Source organism: Burkholderia torrens (assembly GCF_984668525.1).
Genome location: NZ_OZ480211.1, coordinates 1,484,289 through 1,503,949, shown reverse-complemented (window position 1 = coordinate 1,503,949; position 19,661 = coordinate 1,484,289). Strand labels below are relative to the sequence as shown.

Annotated in this window: 15 protein-coding genes; 4 read left to right on the top strand and 11 right to left on the bottom strand. The window is 70.6% G+C overall.

The genetic code is table 11. The features are described 5' to 3' along the window. Positions 1 to 36: 36 nt before the first annotated feature. The 3 genes from AC5LXX_RS06950 to AC5LXX_RS06940 all read right to left on the bottom strand — a co-directional run bounded on the left by AC5LXX_RS06950 (position 37) and on the right by AC5LXX_RS06940 (position 2,379). Positions 37 to 507 (bottom strand): NUDIX hydrolase, encoded by a 471-nt coding sequence (locus AC5LXX_RS06950; protein WP_493410928.1) that lies wholly within the window; start codon positions 505 to 507, stop codon positions 37 to 39. An 11-nt stretch (positions 508 to 518) separates the two neighbouring features. Next, positions 519 to 905 (bottom strand): hypothetical protein, encoded by a 387-nt coding sequence (locus AC5LXX_RS06945; protein WP_124455934.1) that lies wholly within the window; start codon positions 903 to 905, stop codon positions 519 to 521. A gap of 124 nt (positions 906 to 1,029) precedes the next feature. Next, positions 1,030 to 2,379 carry a cytochrome-c peroxidase gene (locus AC5LXX_RS06940; protein ID WP_493410927.1) on the bottom strand — a complete coding sequence of 450 codons (1,350 nt, stop codon included), beginning with the start codon at positions 2,377 to 2,379 and terminating at the stop codon, positions 1,030 to 1,032. A 231-nt stretch (positions 2,380 to 2,610) separates the two neighbouring features. On the opposite strand from AC5LXX_RS06940, the gene AC5LXX_RS06935 reads away from it, so the two are divergent. The 4 genes from AC5LXX_RS06935 to AC5LXX_RS06920 all read left to right on the top strand — a co-directional run bounded on the left by AC5LXX_RS06935 (position 2,611) and on the right by AC5LXX_RS06920 (position 7,298). Beyond that, entirely contained in the window at positions 2,611 to 4,197 is a 1,587-nt protein-coding gene (locus AC5LXX_RS06935; RefSeq protein WP_493410926.1) for an acid phosphatase, read from the top strand. 170 nt (positions 4,198 to 4,367) lie between these two features. Next, positions 4,368 to 5,948, top strand: coding sequence for a cation:proton antiporter (locus AC5LXX_RS06930; protein WP_493410925.1), 1,581 nt, complete (start codon positions 4,368 to 4,370; stop codon positions 5,946 to 5,948). A gap of 52 nt (positions 5,949 to 6,000) precedes the next feature. Beyond that, entirely contained in the window at positions 6,001 to 6,393 is a 393-nt protein-coding gene (locus AC5LXX_RS06925) for an OsmC family protein (RefSeq protein ID WP_309286585.1), read from the top strand. Positions 6,394 to 6,413: 20 nt separating this feature from the next. Further along, positions 6,414 to 7,298: a pirin family protein gene (locus tag AC5LXX_RS06920; protein WP_493410924.1), complete on the top strand. Its 885-nt coding sequence runs from the start codon at positions 6,414 to 6,416 to the stop codon at positions 7,296 to 7,298. Between the two features lie 55 nt (positions 7,299 to 7,353). Here AC5LXX_RS06920 and AC5LXX_RS06915 read toward each other — a convergent pair whose 3' ends face one another. Genes AC5LXX_RS06915 through bcsZ form a run of 8 tightly spaced genes read right to left on the bottom strand, consistent with a single transcriptional unit; the run spans position 7,354 to position 19,660 of the window. Next, entirely contained in the window at positions 7,354 to 7,551 is a 198-nt protein-coding gene (locus AC5LXX_RS06915) for a hypothetical protein (RefSeq protein WP_493402863.1), read from the bottom strand. Continuing rightward, entirely contained in the window at positions 7,533 to 9,089 is a 1,557-nt protein-coding gene (gene bcsG, locus AC5LXX_RS06910; protein ID WP_493410923.1) for a cellulose biosynthesis protein BcsG, read from the bottom strand. Before bcsG ends, AC5LXX_RS06915 begins: the two co-directional genes overlap by 19 nt. A 27-nt stretch (positions 9,090 to 9,116) precedes the next feature. Next, on the bottom strand, positions 9,117 to 11,654 hold the full coding sequence (gene bcsA, locus AC5LXX_RS06905) for a UDP-forming cellulose synthase catalytic subunit (RefSeq protein ID WP_493410922.1): 2,538 nt from the start codon (positions 11,652 to 11,654) through the stop codon (positions 9,117 to 9,119). Next, a complete protein-coding gene (gene bcsQ, locus AC5LXX_RS06900) occupies positions 11,651 to 12,430 on the bottom strand; it encodes a cellulose biosynthesis protein BcsQ (RefSeq protein ID WP_493410921.1) in 780 nt (259 codons plus the stop codon). Before bcsQ ends, bcsA begins: the two co-directional genes overlap by 4 nt. Beyond that, positions 12,427 to 12,633: a hypothetical protein gene (locus tag AC5LXX_RS06895; protein ID WP_124455924.1), complete on the bottom strand. Its 207-nt coding sequence runs from the start codon at positions 12,631 to 12,633 to the stop codon at positions 12,427 to 12,429. Before AC5LXX_RS06895 ends, bcsQ begins: the two co-directional genes overlap by 4 nt. After that, the gene (bcsE, locus tag AC5LXX_RS06890; RefSeq protein ID WP_493410920.1) at positions 12,630 to 14,567 is read right to left on the bottom strand and encodes a cellulose biosynthesis protein BcsE; all 1,938 of its coding nucleotides are present in this window, start codon (positions 14,565 to 14,567) and stop codon (positions 12,630 to 12,632) included. Before bcsE ends, AC5LXX_RS06895 begins: the two co-directional genes overlap by 4 nt. Positions 14,568 to 14,576: 9 nt before the next feature. After that, the gene (locus AC5LXX_RS06885; RefSeq protein ID WP_493410919.1) at positions 14,577 to 18,455 is read right to left on the bottom strand and encodes a cellulose synthase subunit BcsC-related outer membrane protein; all 3,879 of its coding nucleotides are present in this window, start codon (positions 18,453 to 18,455) and stop codon (positions 14,577 to 14,579) included. Then, complete coding sequence (gene bcsZ, locus AC5LXX_RS06880; RefSeq protein ID WP_493410918.1) at positions 18,440 to 19,660, bottom strand: cellulose synthase complex periplasmic endoglucanase BcsZ; 1,221 nt, start codon at positions 19,658 to 19,660, stop codon at positions 18,440 to 18,442. Before bcsZ ends, AC5LXX_RS06885 begins: the two co-directional genes overlap by 16 nt. Position 19,661: the final 1 nt, after the last annotated feature.

Below are 19,661 nucleotides of genomic sequence, written 5' to 3'. Positions count from 1 at the left end.
GTGTATCGAAGCGGAACGCGACAGCGCAAGGCCCGCTCACCCGCCCGACAACCGCCGATGCAACTCAGCCAGCGACAGCTTCGTGCGAAACAGCCGCGCGAGGCTGCGGCTCGCATACGCGTCGACGTCGCCCGGCACGGTCCAGCGGTACGCATCCATCTCGGGAATCATCGAACCGTCGCGACGGCTCGGGAACAGCGACGTGCACGTGCAGTGCGCAGGATCGATCTCCCCTTCGGCCACCTGCACCGCGAACAGGTGCAGGTCCTTGTCGTGCCGGTACGCAAAGCGGCCGAGATCGAGCAGCCTGGCCGGCGCGAATTCGATGCCGGTTTCCTCGAGCAGCTCGCGCAGCGCGGCGTCGGCCGGCGTCTCGCCCGGCTCGCCCTGCCCCTTCGGGATGTCCCAGTGCGTGGTATCCGTCGCGTGCGCGAGGAACACGCGGCCGGCCGCATCGAGGATCACGACGCCGCACGACACCGTGCGCGGCGCACCGCCCCGTCTCATCACACGCGTGCTCAGCGCTTCTGCAGCTGCCACTTGCCCGCGGCCGTCTTGCAGTAGACGGGCTTGAGCGTCATCGTCTGGCCCTTCGCGGTGATTTCGGTGGCGATCTCGCGGCAGGTCTTGCCGTCGCTCTCGGACGTGGTCGGCGTGAGCTTCGCGTCGATCTGCGTGCCGCGACCGCTGCTCTGCCACGTCGTGGTTTCGCCGTCCTTGCCTTCGTCGCGCACTTGCACGACCGCCTTGGAAAGCGACGCGCGATCGGTCTTGCTGAAATAGCTGATCGGCGTGTCGTTCAGGAAGTTCAGGTTGTTCTGCGCATGGGCGGGCAGCATCGCGGCTGCGCACGCGGCGCCGGCCAGCACACGCGTGACGACGGAAAGGGATGCACGCATCGACATGTTTTTCTCCTTGGATGTTCGATCGAACGGCGCGGTGCGTGCCGGCGAACCGGCGGCCGGCGCTCCGGCACGCACCGCGCCCGTCAGCGAGCGAGCATAGCATGCGTGCTGTAATGAACGTCTTCTAGGGCTTGGCCGGCGCGGCCGTTTGCTGATATCCGTCAGTCAGCGTGCCGAGGAACGCGATCACGTCCTTGATCTCGGCCGCGTTCAGCGCCGGCTGCTCGCCGCGCTTGCGGTCGAACGGCGCTTCGCGGTTGATGTTCGGCCAGTAGCGCTTCGGCAAATCGTCGTAGATCTGCACCTTGCCGTGCACGACCGGGTAGAACTTCTCCGGATGGATGTCGCGCTCGACGTAGAAGCGCATCACGTCCTCGAGCGAGTGATACACGCCGTTGTGGAAGAAGGTCTTGCGCAGCGCGACGTTGCGCAGCGACGGCGTGCGGAACAGCCCGCAGAATTCGTCGCGGCCCTTCAGGTCGGTGCGCTCGGGGCCGCACGCACCGAGATCGAAGAAGCGCGGGTCGCGGTTGACGGGCAGCGCGCGGTTGCGCGGCACCGCGATCGCGATCAGCCCGAAATCGCTGAACTGCGGCGGGCCGCCTTCGAGCGTGCGCTGGCTGATGTGGCAACTCGCGCAGTTGCCCTTCTTCTCGTCGTTGAACAGCTGCAGCCCGTGCAACTCCGCGGGCGTGAGCTTCGCGTGGCCGGCCAGGTACGCGTCGTATTTGCTCGTGTACGGATCGAACAGTGCCGGCTGCTGCTGGAATGCGTCGAGCGCGCGCAGCACCGCACCGAACGTCGCCTGGTCGTCGCCGAGAACCTGGTCGCCGAACGCCTTGCGGAACGCGTCGGCATACGGTGCGGCGCGAACCGCCTTCGCGACCCGCGCGGGCGAGCTGCTCATCTCGAACGGCGACATGAGCGGAATGCGCGCCTGCGCATCGCGCGTATCGACGCGGCCATCCCAGGTCAGCCCGCCGGTCGGACCCGCGTCGATGCTTTCGTCACCTTCGTCCGGCGAATCGTGGAAGTGCTCGCTGAACGGCGGGATGCCGCGCAGGTACTTCAGCGACGGCACCGCGCGAAAGCCGGTACGGTGCATGTCGTCGCCGCCGAGCTGCACCGACAGCGCGTTCGGCGGCCCGAACGCATGCTCGGCGCTATGGCACGACGCGCACGCGAGCTTGCCGGACCCGGACAGCGACGGATCGAAGAACAGCTGCTTGCCGAGCGCCGTCATCTGCTTCACGCCCTCGAACACCTGCGCGCGCGTCTGCGGTTGGCCGGCCGGCGCGACCGCCGGGGCGGCCGGAGCAGCCTGGGCCGCCGGTACGACGGAAGCGGCCGACGCATTCGTGCCGGGCTGCGCATCGCAACCGGCGAGCGTCGCGAGCGCGCCGACCAGCGCCAGCGTCGCCGCGGCGGGGATCAGCGAGCGTGCGGACGCGAAGGATTTCAGAAGGGTGTGCATCGTCGTTGTTCTAGTAGCGGTGGGCAGGTGAGCGATCGGCCGGAGCTTATGTCAGTTTCGTGACCGTTGAATGACGTTCGACCGACAGTCAATTGAAAGCGCGCCTACACCCGGCTGTCAAATCGGTTCCAGATAATGCGCGCAGCCGGGCGGTACCGCGAGGTTCGTGCGCCGGCCCTCCCGCCACCCGGTTCCCACACGCGACCAACGACGAATGAGAGAGAACATCGCATGAAGAAGTACGCCTGGATTCGCTACACGCCGATCGCCCTCGCGGCCGCGCTGAGCCTGACCGCCTGCGGCGGTGACGATGTCACGCAGCAAGGCCTGTCGGCCGTCAAGAACGTCGTCGTGATCTATGCGGAAAACCGCAGCTTCGACAACCTGTACGGCAATTTCCCGGGCGCGAACGGTCTGCAGAACGCGACGGCCGCGAACTCGGTGCAGAAGGATCGCGACGGCTCGACGATGGCGACGCTGCCGAAGATCTGGGGCGGCCTGACCGCGACCGGCATCACGCCGGCGGTGACCGAGGCGATGACGGCGAACCTGCCGAACGCGCCGTTCGCGATCGACGACCCGAAGGGCTTCAACCAGTCGATGAGCATCGCGACGCGCGACATCGTGCACCGTTTCTACCAGGACCAGATGCAGATCAACGGCGGCAAGAACGACATGTACGCCGCGTGGACCGACGCGGGTGGCCTGACGATGGGCCACTACACGCCTGATCCGTCGAAGCTGCCGCTGTGGAAAATCGCGCAGCAGTACGTGCTGGCCGACAACTTCTTCATGGGTGCGTTCGGCGGTTCGTTCCTGAACCACCAGTACCTGATCTGCGCGTGCGCGCCGTTCTACGCGAACGCCGACAAGAGCCCGGCGGCCGGCAAGATCGCCGTGCTGAACGCGGACGGCAAGTCGCTGAAGGTCGCGACGAACTCGCCGGCCTCCGCGCTGAGCGGCCCGCCGAAGTTCGTCAACGACGGCGCGCTGACGCCTGACTTCTACGGCGTCAACACGATGCAGCCGGCGTACCAGCCGAGCGGCAACAAGGCAGCCACGGGCGGCGACCCGCTGCTCGCCGACCCCGCCAATCCGTCGACGATGCCGCCGCAGACGGCGACCAACATCGGCGACCTGATGACCAACGCGGGTGTGTCGTGGGCGTGGTATGGCGGCGCATGGGGCCAGGCGCTGCAGGCGAGCCAGAACGGCACGTCGAACGTGATCTACGGCGCCGACCTGTCGACGCCGAACTTCCAGCCGCACCACCAGCCGTTCAACTACTTCGCGAACCAGGCGCCGGGCACCGCGAGCCGCGCGCAGCACCTGCTCGACGGCGGCGCGAACGGCGCCGAGTTCATCAAGGCGATCGATGCGGGCACGCTGCCGCAGGTCACGTTCTACAAGCCGCAAGGCAACCTGAACGAGCACCCGGGCTACACGGACGTCACGTCCGGCGACCAGCACATCGCCGACGTGATCGCACACCTGCAGGCCAGCCCGCAATGGAAGAACATGGTCGTGGTCGTCACGTACGACGAAAACGGCGGCTTCTGGGATCATGCCGCGCCGCCGACCGCCGACCGTTGGGGTCCGGGCACGCGCATTCCGGCGCTGATCGTGTCGCCGTTCGCGAAGAAGGGCTTCGTCGACCACACGCTGTACGACACGGGCTCGATCCTGCGCTTCGTCACGCGCCGCTTCTCGCTGCCGCGCCTCGCGGGCCTGCAACAGCGCGACGACGCGCTGAAGGCGAACGGGTCGCAGCCGATGGGCGACCTGACGAACGCGCTCGCGCTGTCGCCGAACCTGTAATCGCCTCACCGTTACGGCAAACCGGCCGGTCGCACGGCCGGGCCGGACCAACGAAGGACGGCCCCTCGGGGCCGTCCTTTTTTTCTTTATGCAAACCCGCTACGCTTTCAAGACTTTGACGGTGCCGTTCCGGTAGCCGTCGTGATGCCCCCCTTCGCTCGCGGCCGCGCATGACCAACGTCGAACTGTTCCATTACCTGCTGTTGCTGATCTGCGGCGCGGGCGCGCTCACGTGGCTCGCCGAGCGGATCTCGATTCCGCCGGCCGTCGTGCTGCTGCTCGGCGGCTGCGTGATCGCGGTCGCCGGCAAGCGCGTGCCCGACATGGATCCGGCGCTGCTGCTCGCGGCCGTGCTGCCGCCGCTGCTGATGTCGAGCGGGTTCTACACCGCGTGGAAGGAATTCCGCGAGCAACTGGCATCGATCGCGTCGCTCGCGCTCGGCGCGGTGGCGTTCACGACCGTCGCGGTCGCGCTCGCCGTGCATGCCGCGAACCCGGCGCTGCCCTGGGCCGCGTGCTTCACGCTCGGTGCGATCGTCTCGCCGCCCGACGCGGTCGCCGCGAAAGCAATCCTGCAACGCCATCCGCTGCCCGCACGGCTCGTCGCGGTGCTCGAAGGCGAAAGCCTCGTCAACGACGCATCGGGCCTGCTGCTGTACCAGATGGCCGTATCGGCCGCGCTCGCCGTCTCGATCACGGCCGCGAGCGCCACCGGCCTGTTCTTCTCGCTCACGCTGATCGGCATCGCGGTCGGCCTCGCCTGCGGCCATGCGATGAGCTGGGTGCTGCCGCGCCTGCGCGACCCGATGCTCGGCATCGTCGTGACCTTCGCGATGGCCTGGGGCAGCTACGGCATCGCGGAAGCCGTCGACGGCTCGGGCGTGCTGTCGGTCGTCACCTGCGGCCTCGTGCTCGGCGTACGCCAGCATCGCGTCTTCGATGCCGACATGCGGATCAAGGCCAAGGCAACGTGGGAAGCGATCGTGTTCGTGCTCGACGCGCTCGTGTTCATCCTGATCGGTCTCGCGCTGCACGCGATCCTCGCGCGCGTGAACCACGAAGGCGCGGTGCTGATGGCCGGCCTGCGCGTCGCGCTGCCGGCCACTGCCGCCGCGATCGGTGCGCGCGTCGTGTGGGTATTCGTCGCGATGTGGCTGCCGGGCCGCCTGCGCGCGCCGCGCACGGGTCACGCGCCGTGGTCGTGGCGCGAAGCCGTCGTGCTCGGCTGGTCGGGCATGCGCGGCGTCGTGAGCCTCGCGGCCGCGATCGCGCTGCCGGGCAACTTCCCCGGCCGCGACCTGATCCTGTTCAGCACGTTCCTGCTGATCATCGCGACGCTCGTCGTGCAGGGCGGCACGCTCGCGCCGCTGATCCGCGTGCTGAAGCTGCGCCCGGCCGCGCGCCACACGATGTCCGAACACGCGGTGCGGGCGCATACGTTCGGCGCGGCGCTCGCCGAACTCGACGCGCGCGAGCGGCGCGGGTCGGATCTCGAACGCCCGTCGCTCGACCGCCTGCTCACCGAATACCGCAACCGCGTCATGTTCAACGAACGCGCGCACCGGCAAGGCGCCGAACCGGCCGGCGTGCGCGCCCGCATGCTGCGCGTCGAGCTCGAACTCGTCGGCGTGTCGCGCGGCGCGCTGCTCGACCTGCACCGCGACGGCAAGGTCGACGACGCGACGCTGCACCGCATAGAATCGGAACTCGATTTCGAGGAACTGCGGCTGCAGCGGCTGCTCGAACCGTAACGCCCGGCCGGCCACGCCGTCGGGCTGCCCTCCTTCTCCACCTGGAATTTCAATGAGCGAACTGTCCGTCGAAGCGAGCATCGGCTCGGTCGATTACCTCGTCCACTTCAGCGATGGCGTCCACCAGTGGCGCGCCGATGAACCCGCGTCGCTCGGCGGCGGCGATGCGGCACCGACGCCCGTCGCGCTGCTGCTGTCGAGCCTCGGTGCGTGCACCGCGATCACGCTGAAGATGTATGCGCAACGAAAAGGCTGGCCGCTCGCCGAAGTGCACGTGAAGCTCGCGCACGAATCGGGCAGCGCGGGCAGCACGATCGTGCGCCGCATCACGCTGGACGGCGACCTGACCGGCGAGCAGCGCGAGCGCCTGCTGCAGATCGCGAACGCGTGCCCGGTACACAAGATCCTCACGCACCCGATCACGATCGACACGGCGATCGCCTGACGCTTCCCGAGATCCCCATCATGTCCGCCTCGATCAAGACCCTGCTCACGCCGCGCGAAAGCGACATCGGCAACCTCGTCGTGCGCCGCGTGCTCCCCGCGCGTGCCGCGCGCCTCGTCGGCCCGTTCATCTTCTTCGACGAAATGGGCCCGGCCGTGCTGCCGGCCGGCCGCGGCATCGACGTGCTGCCGCATCCGCACATCGGGCTCGCGACCGTCACCTACCTGTTCGACGGCTCGCTGATGCATCACGACAGCCTCGGCTTCCGGCAGAAGATCGTGCCGGGCGACGTGAACTGGATGACGGCCGGCCGCGGCATCGTGCATTCGGAACGCTCGCCCGACGAGGACCGGCCGCGCGAGCAGCCGGTGCACGGAATCCAGACCTGGGTCGCGCTGCCTGTCGAGCATGAGGACACCACGCCCGCGTTCGTTCATCACGCGGCCGATACGCTGCCGTCGTTCGCGCGCGACGGCGTGAACGTGCGCGTGATCGCGGGCACCGCGTTCGGGCTCACGTCGCCGGTCGCCGTGTTCTCGCCGACGCTCTATGCGTACGTGGAATTCGCGCCGGGCGGGCAACTCGCGCTCGATGCGGAGCATGACGAGCGCGGCGTGTATCTCATCGACGGCGATCTCACCGTCGACGGCACGCCGCTCGCCCCGGCGACGATGGCCGTGCTCGAACCGAGCGCGACCGTGGCACTCGCCAGCGCGAACGGCGCGCGCGTGATGCTGCTCGGCGGCGCACACCTGCCGGGCGAGCGGTTCATCGAATGGAATTTCATCTCGAGCGAACGCGCGAAGATCGACGCGGCGCGTGCCGCGTGGGCCGATCAGACGTTCGGCAAGGTGCCGGGCGAAGAAGACGAATGGACGCGCCAGCCGGCGCGCAAGGCGCCATAGGCGGACGCGTGCCCCCGACCACGGACGGCCGGCACCCATGCCGGCCGTCGTGCGTTTACGGCTTCAATCCCATCAGCTTCGCGAGCGTCGGCCAGCGGTCGAGCGACTCGATGAACGCGCGGCGCGCCTGCTCGTCGACATAACGCTCGGGATCGAGCGCGGGCAGATGCCGCGCGAGACCGATCACGTCGTTCGGTTGCGACAGGCGATCGTCGTCGCCGTCGCCGGGAAGGATTACTGTTCGTCGATCCATACGCCGTCCGGAGTTTTCACCGCGTAGCCCGCGGCCGTCTGCATCGTCAACGTGCCCTCGTTCTCGCCGACCATCCGCGTGCGCGGCAGGTCCGCCGCGTACTGCGCGAGCGTCGTGCCCGGCTTGAACGGGCTGTTCGACACCAGGTTCGACAGCAACTGCGACAGCGCGAGGAAGCTGGTCGGCTGGTCGATCACGGTCGTCGCGCCGTGGTTGCCGGTGAAGCCGACGAGCCGCACGCCGACCGGCCCGTGCACGATGCGCGGCGTCGGGATCTCGCGCAGGCCCGCGACCTGGTTCTTGTCGCCGCGCAGCGCGGCGCCGTGCTCGGGCACGAACACGATCACCGCGCGGCGGCCCGACTGCGCGATCAGGTCCGCGAGCCGGTCGAAGTCGTTCATCAGCTTCGTCGCACGCTGCGGATACGAGTCGATGCTCGTCAGCGAACTGCCGACGATGCGGTTGCCGTCATGCAGGCTGATCGTGTTGTAGTACAGCGCGACGGGGCCCGGCACCGACGCGCGCTGCGCGTACCAGTTCGCGAGCGTCGAATAGTCGTCCTTGATCGCCGAGCCGTCGAACGCGTGCATCGCGACGGGCGCGGCCGCGTTCGAGATCATCGGCGCATCGGCCACGCCGATGTTGTCGTGGACCACCTGCAGGAAGTTGTCGAAATGGCCGTCGTGGTTCAGCAGCGACTGCACCGAGTAGCCGGCGCTCGCCAGTTGCGAGAACAGGTGGCACTGCTGCGGCGCGGGCTTGTACAGGTCGGCATGCGCTTCCTGGCCGCAGCTCGCGCGCAGCACGCGGATCGCCGCCGGGCCGCTGTAGCTCGCCGCCGTGCTGAAGTTCGAGAACAGGTAGTCGAAGTGGCTCAGCATCGGATGGTTGCGCACCTTCGCCGCGTCGAGGTCGTCCCACGACAGCGAGCAGATGTGCAGCACGATCACGTCGAACTGCGCGGCCGGATCGCTGCCGAGATGGCCGAACGCGACCTGCCGCTGCGACTCCTGGGCGCGGAACGTCGCGAGCGCGGCGTTGTGGTCCTCGGGCTGGTCGGCGCGCGCGGCGCCCGTTGCGTTCGCCTGCTGCTGGGCGGGCGTGACGACGCGCGCCATCAGCCCGCTGCCGGCCTGCCACAGCGGCATCACGATCAGCACGGCCAGCACGAACGTCGCGACGCGCAGCCAGCGGTTGACGATGAAATAGACGATCAGCGCGCCGACGACCGTCAGCACCAGCACCGGCGGCAGCAGGCGCGGCAGCAGTTCCATCCAGTAGTCGAGGCGGAACGTGCTCACTTCGCGCGCGGCCTCGGCGAGACGCGCGAGCGGCGGCGCATGCATCTCGCGCGCGAGCAGCGGCACCGCGACCAGGATCGCCACGACCTGCCGGACGATGCGCCACGCGCGCCGCCGGATCGGCGCGCTCGCCACGAGCGCCACCGCGAACGCGAGGTTCGCGAGCCAGAACGGCTGCAGGTGCCCGGTCGCGAACAGCGCGAACTTCAGGATGAAATACAGATTCCAGAACGTCATCTAAACCACTCCATGATGGGCGCCGCGTCAGTCGCGCGCCCGATCGAGTTTCGGCGCCAGCATCGCCTGCACGCCGCGCGCCGCACCCTTCCACATCCGCACATAGCCGTCCAGCCCGATCCGCAGCACTTCCTTCAGCCCGCCGAGCGGCGTGTCGAGACGCTCGCCCTCGTGCCAGTCGAGCCAGGCATCGGCACGACCGAACGTGCACTGCACGAGCTGGCGCTCCTGTTCGAGCGTCAGTTCCTCGAAGCTCACGCCGACATGCGTCGGCGTCACGCGGGTCACGCGCACCGGGAACGGGAACGCGCGGTCGCCGCGCGTCACGCACACCGTCAGCGTGTCGCCGACGGCGAGCGGCAGCCCCGGCACGGCTTCGAGGCCGAGGCCGCCGGTCGAGTAGTCGCTCGTGAAGCACGCGGCCGTCGAGCCGTCGGCCAGCAGCAACATGGCCGGCACGCGCATCGCGATCCGGTGCGTGACGCGCACCTGCTTGGTCTCGCGCGCGACGGCCAGCGCCGCGCCGAGCATCGCGAGGTTGTACACGGTCCAGCCGAGCGTGATCAGGATCGTCGACGCCTCGTCGCCCTGGTCGGCCGCGAGCCGCCACAGGCCGGCGAGGATCGCGAGCACGTTCATCCCGAACAGCACGAGATACGGCTTCGACGTCGACCAGTCGACGTAGCCTTCGTCGATCTTTCCGCCCTTGTCGGTCACGTTGAACTTGCCGTGCTTCGGGCTGAAGAAAGCGACGGTGGTCGGCAGTGCGATGTACCACGCGAGCACCGACTCGTACACCTCGGCCCAGAACGAATGGCGGTAGCGTCCCTGCATCCGCGAGTTCGCGACGTTCGCGAGCACGAGGTACGGGATCACGTAGCTCGCGAGCGCGAGCGACGACGCGTTGATGAAATACAGGTGGAAGAACAGGTACGCGAGCGGAATCGTCAGGAACACCAGGCGCGGAATCCCGTAGAAGAAGTGCAGCATCGCGTTGCCGTAGCAGATCCGCTGGATGAAGCCGAGCCCGCGCCCGAGGAACGGGTTGTCGATGCGGAAGATCTGCGCCATCCCGCGCGCCCAGCGCGTGCGCTGCTTCACGTGGCCCGCGAGGCTTTCGGTCGCGAGGCCGGCCGCCTGCACGGTCGGCAGGTACGCGGACGTATAGCCGCGCCGGTGCAGCTTGAGCGCCGTGTGCGCATCCTCGGTCACGGTCTCGACCGCGACGCCGCCGACCTCCTCCAGCGCCGTGCGCTTGAGCACCGCGCACGAGCCGCAGAAGAACGTCGCGTTCCACAGGTCGTTGCCCGACTGCACGAGCCCGTAGAACAGGTTGCCCTCGTTCGGGATCTCGCGGAACGTGCCGAGGTTGCGCTCGAACGGATCGGGCGAGAAGAAATGGTGTGGCGTCTGCACGAGCGCGCACTTCGGGTCGCGCAGGAACACGCCCATCGTCGTCTGCAGGAACGAGCGCGTCGGCACGTGATCGCAGTCGAAGATCGCGATGTATTCGCCGTGCGTCTTCGGCAGCGCGCGGTTGATGTTGCCGGCCTTCGCGTGGCGGTTGTCGTCGCGCGTCACGTAGTCGATGCCGGCCTCGCGCGCGAACGCCTCGAATTCGGGGCGCTTGCCGTCGTCGAGCAGGTACACGCGCAGCTTCTCCGTCGGCCAGTCGATGCTCTGCGCGGCGAATACCGTCGGCTTCACGACCGACAGCGGCTCGTTGTAGGTCGGGATGTAGATGTCGACGGTCGGCCAGGTGTCGGGGTCGTCGGGCAGCGGCACGATCGGCCGGTCGAGCGGCCACGCGGTCTGCACGAAGCCGAGCAGCAGGATCATCCACGTATAGGCTTCGGCGCCGTACAGCAGGTAGCCGGCGACAGCCTCGACCGGGCTGCGGAAGTCGAGCGTCTGCGTCGTGCGCCACCACACGTAGCGCACCGTCGCGAGCAGCGCCAGCGACGCGAGCGCGAGCGTCGGCAGATGGCCCGGCAGGCGGCGCAGCGCGAGCGCCAGCACCGCGACGATCGCGAAGAACGCGAACTGCGCGCCGGGCATCAGCGGCGACATCCCGGCCGCGGCCCACAGCACCGCGCCGGCGACGAGCAGCAGCGGCGCGAGCCAGCGGCGGCGGCCGACGCCGTTCGCGCGCGCATCGAGCCAGCCGCCCCAGCGCGTCCACGGCAGCCGGTCGAGCAGCGCGTTAATGCGCCGGCCGACCGCGCGCCCGGCCACGTAAACCGGCACGACGGTCTTGTCGAACCACGCGAGCGGATCGCGCGCAGGCCGGCCGTCGGCCGCGCGCGGTGCGCGCACGATCGCGCGCCACAGCCATTCGCGCGGGCTCAGCGGCTGCAGCACGCCCCAGTCGTGCGCGAGCCGCAGGAACGCGACGCGCACCCAGCGGCGCACGTGATCGGGCCGGCCGGGCGGCGGTGCATGGAAGAACAGCCGCACGAACCAGTCGACCAGCGTGCGCTCGGCCGGCAGCCCGATGCCGCGTGCGCACCAGTCGGCCACACGGCGGCCGAGCATGCGCAGCCGCGGCGCGAACGCGGGCTTCATCGCGCCGCTCCGCTGCGGCCCACGGCGACGGCGGTCAGCCATGCGTGGACCCAGTTCGCGACGCCGTTCAGGTCGTGCGACACCTGCGAATACGGCGCGTCGTCGAAGATCCAGCTGCCGCGCGCGAGCGCTTCGGGCACGGCCGCGTCGACGTGGATCCGCTGTTCGAGCATCGATGCCGGCCCCGCGACCGCGCGCAGCATCGCGAGCGCGTCGCGCTGCATGTCGCGTGCCGGATTCAGCCGGTTCACGACGATCTGCAGTTCACCGGCGCCGGCCCGCAGCGCACCGAGCCGCGCGGCCGTCGTCGCGCAGGCGGCCGGTTCCGGCGGCACGACGACGAGCGTCAGGTCCGCGCGGCGAATCGCCTGCTCGGCCTGCGGCGACGGATAGCGCGCGGTGTCGACCAGCACGACGCCGTCGGCCGGCAGCGCGATCTCGTCCAGCGCGCGCGACAGCCAGGCGGGATCGGCCGCGAGCCGTGCATCGCATGCGGCTGCATCGGCGGCATCGACTTGCCCGTACGGCACGAACAGCACGTCGTCGGCGTTGCGCCACGTATGCGTGTGCCACGGTTCCGCGCCGCCGAGCACGCTTTGCGCGAGACCCTGTTCGGCCAGCGTGTCGAGGCCGAGCGCCGCACCCATCAGGTTCTGCGGATCGAATTCGATGGCGACGACCGGCCGTCCGCGGCGCGCAAGCAGCACCGCGAGCGCGGCGGCGAGCGTCGTGCGGCCCGCGCCGCCGGTCGTCGACGTGATGGCGATCGTCTTCATCGCGCCGCCTTGTCGTCGACGGCCCCGGGCAGCAACCGGCCGCGCAGCGCAACCGGCACGAGTTCGCACGGCACCGCGTCGTGCCGGTCGATCCCGCGCGGCGCATGAAAGCCGCGGCCGATGCCGAGGTGCTGCGCGACGATCCACACCGGCACCGCGATCACGATGCCGGCGATGAAACCGATGACGAGTACGGCGATCATGCGCGCTCCTGCTTGCGCAGCGGCATCGCGCTGCGGGTAGCGCCGCGCGCACGCGCGGCGGGAATGACGGGATGCGGCGCCGGTGCGTCGACGGCATCGGGCACCGGCGTTGCGCCGATCGCCTCGAGCGCGACGATCGCGTCGATTTCATCGATCGCCTCGCTCGCTTCGGCCGGCGTCACGCCGAGATCGGCGCTCGCGGGCGGCGTGCGTGCGCCACCGGCCGGGTGCGTCGCCGCGAACAGGTCGCTGTAGTCGGCGATCGGCGCGCGCCGGTTCTCGGCCTTCAGCGCATCGAGCTCGGTGTCGATGCTGCCCTGCCCGAGGCACACGACGCGATCGGACAGCGTGTCGACCGGCACATCGAAGATCCGCGCGAGCGCGTCCTCGGCGTCGACCGGTTCGCACGCGAACAGGAACACGAACAGGTGTCCGGGATCGGCCGTCACGACGTCGCCCGCACGGCGCGGGCGGCAGTGCCGCAATGCATCGACGTGCGAGACGCCCGGCAACAGCGTGATCTTCGCGAGCGTGTGCGGCAGCGCGAGCACGGCGCCGCGATCGAGCACCGCGCGAATGCGCAGGCAGAACGCGCCGACCGGTAGATAGCCGAGCACCGAATCGCCGAGCGCGGCCGCGAGCGCCGCGCGATAGTCGGGCGCGACCGGCCGTGCGTAGAGCTGGCCGCGCAGCGCATGCACGGCGGCCTGCATCCGCGAAACCGGCAAATCGCGCGCGACGACACGGTTCGCGCCGACACTCAGCACGAGCATCTCGAACTGCTGGCGCAGCACTTCGCCGCGCTCCACGACCGCGATCTTCAGCGCGCCGCCGCATTGCCTGCGCAACGCATGCACGTCCGCGCACAACGCTTCGAGCTGCGCATGCGAACGGAACACGAGCACCGCGGTGGCAGCCTGGGCATGCGCGCACGCCGCGACGACGGCCGCGTTGTCTTCAACGATTTCCCAGTCGGCCGGCACGCGATTCGTGCCGTCGAGCACCGCGCGGCTGACGACGACACGATCCTCGTCGCTCGCGAGCTTCATCCGGTGCGCCGGCTCGGTCGCGCCGCCGTCGACGCTCGCGGACAACCGACCGCCCGGCGCAAAGCGCAGCGGCCGCACTTCACCGGCCGCGAGCGTGTCGCCCGCGCGCCAGAAATCGACGATCCACAGCAGTTCGCCGTGCGTGCGCTGCAACTGCGCGACGCCCGAGCAGATCCCGTGGAAGCCGCTGCGCGGCGTACGGTCCGCCGCGCGCACGAGCGGCGCATCGTCGGTGCGCACGCCGTCGCCCGCCCGCGCCGCTTCGGGATCGAGCAGCAGCACGAGCGCGATCCGGTGCGTCCGGCACCAGTCGGCCAGCGCGCGTGCTTCATCCGCGAGCGCGAGCGGGTCGTTCCAGCTGAACCAGCGCTGGGCGCCTTCGACGAAATACAGCGAACGCGCGCGAAAACCGTAGCGCTTCATCGCGCGCAGGCCGCCGGTCAGCCGCGCGAACGGGCCCGGCGCCGCGCGGCGCGGTGCGTCGGCGCCGTCATCTTTGGCCGGCTCCGCCGCCGGCATCGCCAGCACGTTCAGGTTGCGCGGCCAGCCGGCCGGTTGTGCGCCGTCCGCGAAGCCGAGCGACGCCATCTGGTCCGCGACGTGCGCCGCATCGCGCGCGAGCACGACCGTCACGTTGCGCGTGCGCGCCTGTCGCGCGCTTTCCCAGACGAGTGCGTCGCACCCCGGCGTGCCGCCGGCCGCGTAGATCGCGTACAGGCCGCCCGCCTCCAGTTGCGTCCATGCGTCAGGCAGGCCGTCGATCGCGAGCCGGCTCAGCGTGCCGACGCGGGCGCCGGCCGGCCCCATGCGCAGCAGCGCACGCAGGCGGCCCAGCAGGCCGGCAGCGCCGAGTGCGGAACGGGTGGCATCGATTTCCGTATTCACGACGGTCCCCTAATAATCCGAATAGAGTCGCACCGGCGTAGGCGTCACGAGCCAGTTGCGCGGCGCACGCGCTTCGAACGCATAGCGCAGGTACACCAGCGCCGAGCTCGGCGCATAGTCGTGCGACCGGTCGATCTGCAACTGCGCGCCGACGCTCAGGTGCGGGTTCACGCGGTACTCGACGATGCCGTTCACGCCGTACGAGAACGACACGCCGCGCGTCGAACTGCCCGCATACACGAATCCGGCCGCGACCTGCGCGGCCCGCTGGCTCGAGAACGTCGGGTAGTACAGCGAATCCTTCTCGTAGCTGTTCGAAATCCCGCCCGTGAAAGTCAGGTCCCACGACAGCGCGTCGCGCCGCCCCGCCCATTCGATCGGCACGCCGAGCGACAGGTAGCGCTGCGGGCTGTAGTAACCGCCCTGCCCGTACGTGTAGTAGCGCAGGTTCTGCGCGTAGTGCCACGCATTGCCGACGAGACCGGTGCTGACCTTCATCGTCGCACGTTCGTACACGGGCACCGTGAAGCCGGTGCGCAGCGTGACTTCCGCGTTGCGTTCGACGTTGCGGCCGGACAGCACGCCCGCGCCGAGTTCCGCGAACAGGTTCGTGCGGCCGACGTCGACCGACGCGCGCAGGTTCACGCCGTCGCGACGCACGCCGCCCCACACCGCGCCCGTCCACGGGTCGCGCATCCCCGCGTACGACAGCACGCTGCTCGTTTCCGGCCGCCGCGATGCATTCACGCTGAAGCTCGCCGGGCCCGCGTCGAAACGATAGCGCACACCGCCGACGAGGTAATGCACGGGAAACCCGAGCGGCGACGTGCCGAGGTCGAAACGCCAGGCGTCCGACAGATAGCCGGCGCCGAGCGCGACGCCCGTCGTCGACTGGTGCAGCGAGCCCGGCGGATTCGCGATCAGCGCGGCGGTCGACGGATTCGCCTGTGCCCTGAGCGCCGCATAGGTGCCGAACGTCTTCAGCGAATACGCGTTGGGGTCGCTCGTATCGAGCGTGCCCGGGTCGAGGTGCACGGTGTCGATCTGCGCGAACACGTGCCCGTCGTAACGGACCGGCATCTGCATGTAGATCGGCACTTGCTGCGCGCGATACGACGAGACGCCTTCGTCGCCCGATTTGTACGCGGGTAGCCAGCCGGTCTCGATCTCGGGATTGCGCCGCTGCTGCAGATCCGCGAACGCGGCCTGCGCGGGCGTCAATCCGTCGCGGCCCGGGCTCACGCCCGTCGCGCGCTCCTGCGACTGCGACAGCCGATACAGCGACGCCGCATCGTCATAGCGGCCCTGGGCCTCGGCCACGCGCCCGGCCGCGACCGTCACGTCGGCGCGCGCCGGATACGCGGCCTGCAGCCGGTCGGTCACCTGCGCGGCTTCGTCCGGGCGGCGCAGCGCGTTCAGGCGGCGCACGGCCGACAGCTGCGTGTCGACGTCGTCGTCCGGCGTGCGCGCGAGCACGGCCTGCACGCGTGCGAGCGCAGCCGCACGGTTGCCGCTGTCCTCGTCGATCCGCGCGAGCGCGAGCTGCGTATCGGCGTCGTCCGGCGTACGCGCCACGACCGGCGCGAGCGCGTCGCGCGCCGCGCCGTAATGGCCCTGCGCGCGTTCGAGATCGGCCAGTTCGAGCGCATGGCGCTTGTCCGCGCGGCCGGCCGGGCTCGCGCGGTCGAGCAGCTGGCGCGCCCGTGCGTAGTCCTGCTGCGCGATCGCGTCGTCGGTCTGCCGCAGCACGAGCCGCAGCGACTGATCCTCGAGCCGCGCCGTCTGCGCAGCGGTCAGCGACGGGTCGCGACGCAACGTGTCGAGCCATGCGGCGAGCGCATCGTCGCGCCCCGCGCTGCCGAGCAGGTCGCCGTAGCGCAGCCGCACGTCCGCATCGGCTTCACGCGGATGCGCGGCGATCCAGTCGTGCAGCGGCGCGAGGCCGCGATCGGGTTCGCCCGCGTCGATCCACTGCGCGCCGATCGCGGCGAGCATGTCGGGATCGTCCGGCGCGCTCGCCTGAGCATGCGCGAGCGTGGCGGCGAATGCTGCGCGATCGCCGCGCGCGAGCGCGCCGCGTGCGTCGGCCAGCGCGTGTTCGCCGTCGAGCTTGCGCGCGAGCGCGCGCATCCCGTCCGAACGATGCGCGTCGTCGACGGGCGCGAGCGCGGCCTGCGCACCCGTGACGTCGTCGAGCGAATTGCGGTACAGCGCGGTCGCGTAGCGCATCTCGGGCGTATCGCTCAGCGCGAGCCCGTCGTCCATCACCGTGCGGCCGAGCTGCGGCAACCCCATGTCTCGATAGAGACGCGCGAGCGCGAAGCGCGTCCACGGCGCGTCGGGCGCCGCGCGCACGGCCGCTTCGTAGCGTTGCGCGGCGGGCCCGCGTTCGCCCTTGTCGGCCAGCACGCGGGCCTGGCTCGCGAGCAGGTCGGCCCGCAGGCCGTCGAGCGCGCGGCGATCGTCACGCCCCGCCACGCGCCCTTGCAGCGCGTCGAGCAACGGGCCGATCTTGTCCGCGCGGCCGGTGTTTTCGTACAGCATGGCTGTGCCGCGCACGGCCGACAGGTCCGGCGAACGCGCGGCCAGCAACTCGCGCAGCAACGGCTCCGCGTGCGCCCAGTCGCGCTGCGCGAGCAGCGCATCGGCAAGCTGCAGCTTCGCGTCCGGGCTGCCCGGCTGCATCGCGAGCGCCGCCCGCGCCGCGCGCTCGGCGTCCTGCGGACGTCCCGCGTTGGCCGCTTCGCGGCCTTGCGCGAGCAGCCCCCAGAACTGCGCGGTACGCGCGAGGCTTTGCCATTTGCCGCGTTGATCGGTCGCGCGCGTCGCGGCCTGCGTGAACAGCGCACGCGCTTCGTCGTGCCGCCCTTCGCGCAGGCGCAGCAGGCCGAGCCCGCCGACCGCGTCGGCGTCGTCCGCTCGCGCCCGCGCGGCGCGCGAGAGCAGCGGATCGGCGGCGGCCAGGTCGCCGCGCGCGAGCGCCTGCAACCCGCGCTGCTGCGCGATGTAGTCGGGATCGCGCTCGAGCCGGCGCTGCGCGTCGCGCTGCTGGTCGAGGCCGGCGATGCGATCGCGGAATTCGGTGTCGTCCGGCACGAGCGCGAGATACGCATGCAGCGCATCGAGATAGGCGGGATCGCTGCCGGCCGACTGCAGCACGCGGCGCCACAACGCCATCGCCTCCGTATGGTCGGCGTCGGTGCGCTTCGCGAGCGACCACGCGATCCGGTTCGCTTCCGGGCGCGTGTCGTCGCGTTGGTTCAAGAGCCGCGCGAGCGCGATCGACGCGCTCGTGTCCTGCGGATCGGCCGCGACCGCGCGGCGCAGCGCGGCGATCGCCGGCTCGCGGCCGCCCGGCGCATTCGACACGATCTGGTAGTACTCGGCGCCGAGCGCCCCCGACGGCGCGCCGTTCGGAAACAGCGCGACGATCCGCCGGGCCGCCTCGTCCGCGCGGCCGCTGCGCGCGAGCAGGCGGATCTGCGCCATCTCGCCGCGCCCGCTCGTCGCGACACGATATTCGTCGGCCACCCGCCGCGTGGCGGGCGCATTCGGCGACTGCGCCTGCAGGCGCGCGAGCGACGCCTGCGCGCCCCTTGCGTCGCCAAGCCGCAGCAGCACGCGGACCTGTTCGGCCAGCAATTCGGGATCGCCCGGCGCGATCAGCAGCCCCTTGCGCAATGCGTCGCGCGCGAGGTCGTCGCGATGCTTGGTGCCCCACATCCGCGCGGTGTCGAGTTCACGCCGCGCATCGGTGGACGCGGAGGTCGCCGGCGCATTCGGCATCGCCGTGCCGGATGCCGGCCCCGGCGCCGCCGCGCACACCGACGACGCGAGCCACGCGAATCCCGCGACATGCGGCACAGCGCGCTTCAGCGGGCGGCGCACGAGCGGCCTCCCCAGCGCGGGTCGAGCGTGCCGTCCGCGCCGAACGTGTAGCGTCCTTCGCGCCAGCCGAGGCCGAACAGCGTCAGCACGCTCGTGTAATAGCCGGGCGCCGACTGGCGCGCGAGCGTCTCGACACGGGCCGCCTGCGCATCCGCGAGCGCACGCTGGCCGCGCGCGTCGAGGAACGGGACGGCCGCCGCCGAAAACCCGCCGTTGCCGTCGTTCGGTCCCGCGACGCCCGTCGTCGTGTCGACCTTCTCCGGCGGTGCGCCATGCGCGGCGATATGGTCGGCGAACGGCGCGAAGCGCGCGAGCAGCGGCGCGGCCAGCGGATCGGCGCGATCGAGCATGCCGGCCCACAGGTACACGCGGATCGCGTTGTACGCACTCTCCGCATGCGTGTCCGGATCGGGCCCGAAGCCCGAGCCCGCGCGATACAGCGCCCAGTCGGGCGAAAAGCCCTTCGGCGCGGTGTCGAGCAGCACGCGCCCGGTGCTGGAGACCAGCGCGGCCCAGCGCCGGTCGTCGGGCAGGCGCGCGCCGAGCGCGCGGATCACTTGCGGCGGCGAATAGCTCGGATTCACGCGGAACTGGCCGTTGGCGAGCCTGAACCCGGTCGGCCCCGGCAGCAGCGTGAGGCCGAGGCCCGGCACGCTCGCCGTCTCGTCGTCGAGCACGCGCTTCGCGAGCAGCGCGCCGCGAGCCGTATAGCTGCGCTCGTGCCACAGCCGCCCGGCTTCGACGAGCGCATACGCGATCCACAGGTCGGCATCCGACGCCGCGTTCGCGTCGAGCACCCGCCACGCGCCGTCGGGCGCGCGGCCCCACAGCCACGCGGGCAGGTGCGCGCTCAGGTCGCCCTGCGCGAGGTTGTTCTCGGTCCATGCGAGGATCGTGTCGAACATGCGCCGGTCGTTCGCGACCAGCGCGAAGAAAAGTCCATACGCCTGCCCCTCCGATACCGTGCGTGAATCGGCCGAGCCGACGTCGATCACGCGGCCGTCGGCCGAGATGAAATCGCGCTTGAACGCGTCCCAGCGCGGCCAGGCCGCGCCGCATCCCGCATCGGGCGCGGCGGCGCCTGCGGCCTGCGCGCGCGTGGCCAGGCCGGCCGCCGCGCACGTCATCGCCAGCGCCAGCGCGAGTGCCGCGCCGACACGTCGCGCCGGCTGCGTTGCCCGTCGCTTCGTCAATGCCCGCGCCATC

Excerpts from the sequence above, each read along its gene's own strand:
- AC5LXX_RS06925 (WP_309286585.1), top strand. The coding sequence starts at position 6,001 with ATGAGCGAACTGTCCGTCGAAGCGAGCATCGGCTCGGTCGATTACCTC.
- AC5LXX_RS06915 (WP_493402863.1), bottom strand. The coding sequence starts at position 7,551 with ATGGATCGACGAACAGTAATCCTTCCCGGCGACGGCGACGACGATCGC.
- AC5LXX_RS06920 (WP_493410924.1), top strand. The coding sequence starts at position 6,414 with ATGTCCGCCTCGATCAAGACCCTGCTCACGCCGCGCGAAAGCGACATC.
- AC5LXX_RS06945 (WP_124455934.1), bottom strand. The coding sequence starts at position 905 with ATGTCGATGCGTGCATCCCTTTCCGTCGTCACGCGTGTGCTGGCCGGC.
- AC5LXX_RS06940 (WP_493410927.1), bottom strand. The coding sequence starts at position 2,379 with ATGCACACCCTTCTGAAATCCTTCGCGTCCGCACGCTCGCTGATCCCC.
- AC5LXX_RS06950 (WP_493410928.1), bottom strand. The coding sequence starts at position 507 with ATGAGACGGGGCGGTGCGCCGCGCACGGTGTCGTGCGGCGTCGTGATC.
- bcsZ (WP_493410918.1), bottom strand. The coding sequence starts at position 19,660 with ATGGCGCGGGCATTGACGAAGCGACGGGCAACGCAGCCGGCGCGACGT.
- bcsA (WP_493410922.1), bottom strand. The coding sequence starts at position 11,654 with ATGAAGCCCGCGTTCGCGCCGCGGCTGCGCATGCTCGGCCGCCGTGTG.
- AC5LXX_RS06895 (WP_124455924.1), bottom strand. The coding sequence starts at position 12,633 with ATGATCGCCGTACTCGTCATCGGTTTCATCGCCGGCATCGTGATCGCG.
- bcsG (WP_493410923.1), bottom strand. The coding sequence starts at position 9,089 with ATGACGTTCTGGAATCTGTATTTCATCCTGAAGTTCGCGCTGTTCGCG.
- AC5LXX_RS06930 (WP_493410925.1), top strand. The coding sequence starts at position 4,368 with ATGACCAACGTCGAACTGTTCCATTACCTGCTGTTGCTGATCTGCGGC.
- bcsQ (WP_493410921.1), bottom strand. The coding sequence starts at position 12,430 with ATGAAGACGATCGCCATCACGTCGACGACCGGCGGCGCGGGCCGCACG.
- AC5LXX_RS06935 (WP_493410926.1), top strand. The coding sequence starts at position 2,611 with ATGAAGAAGTACGCCTGGATTCGCTACACGCCGATCGCCCTCGCGGCC.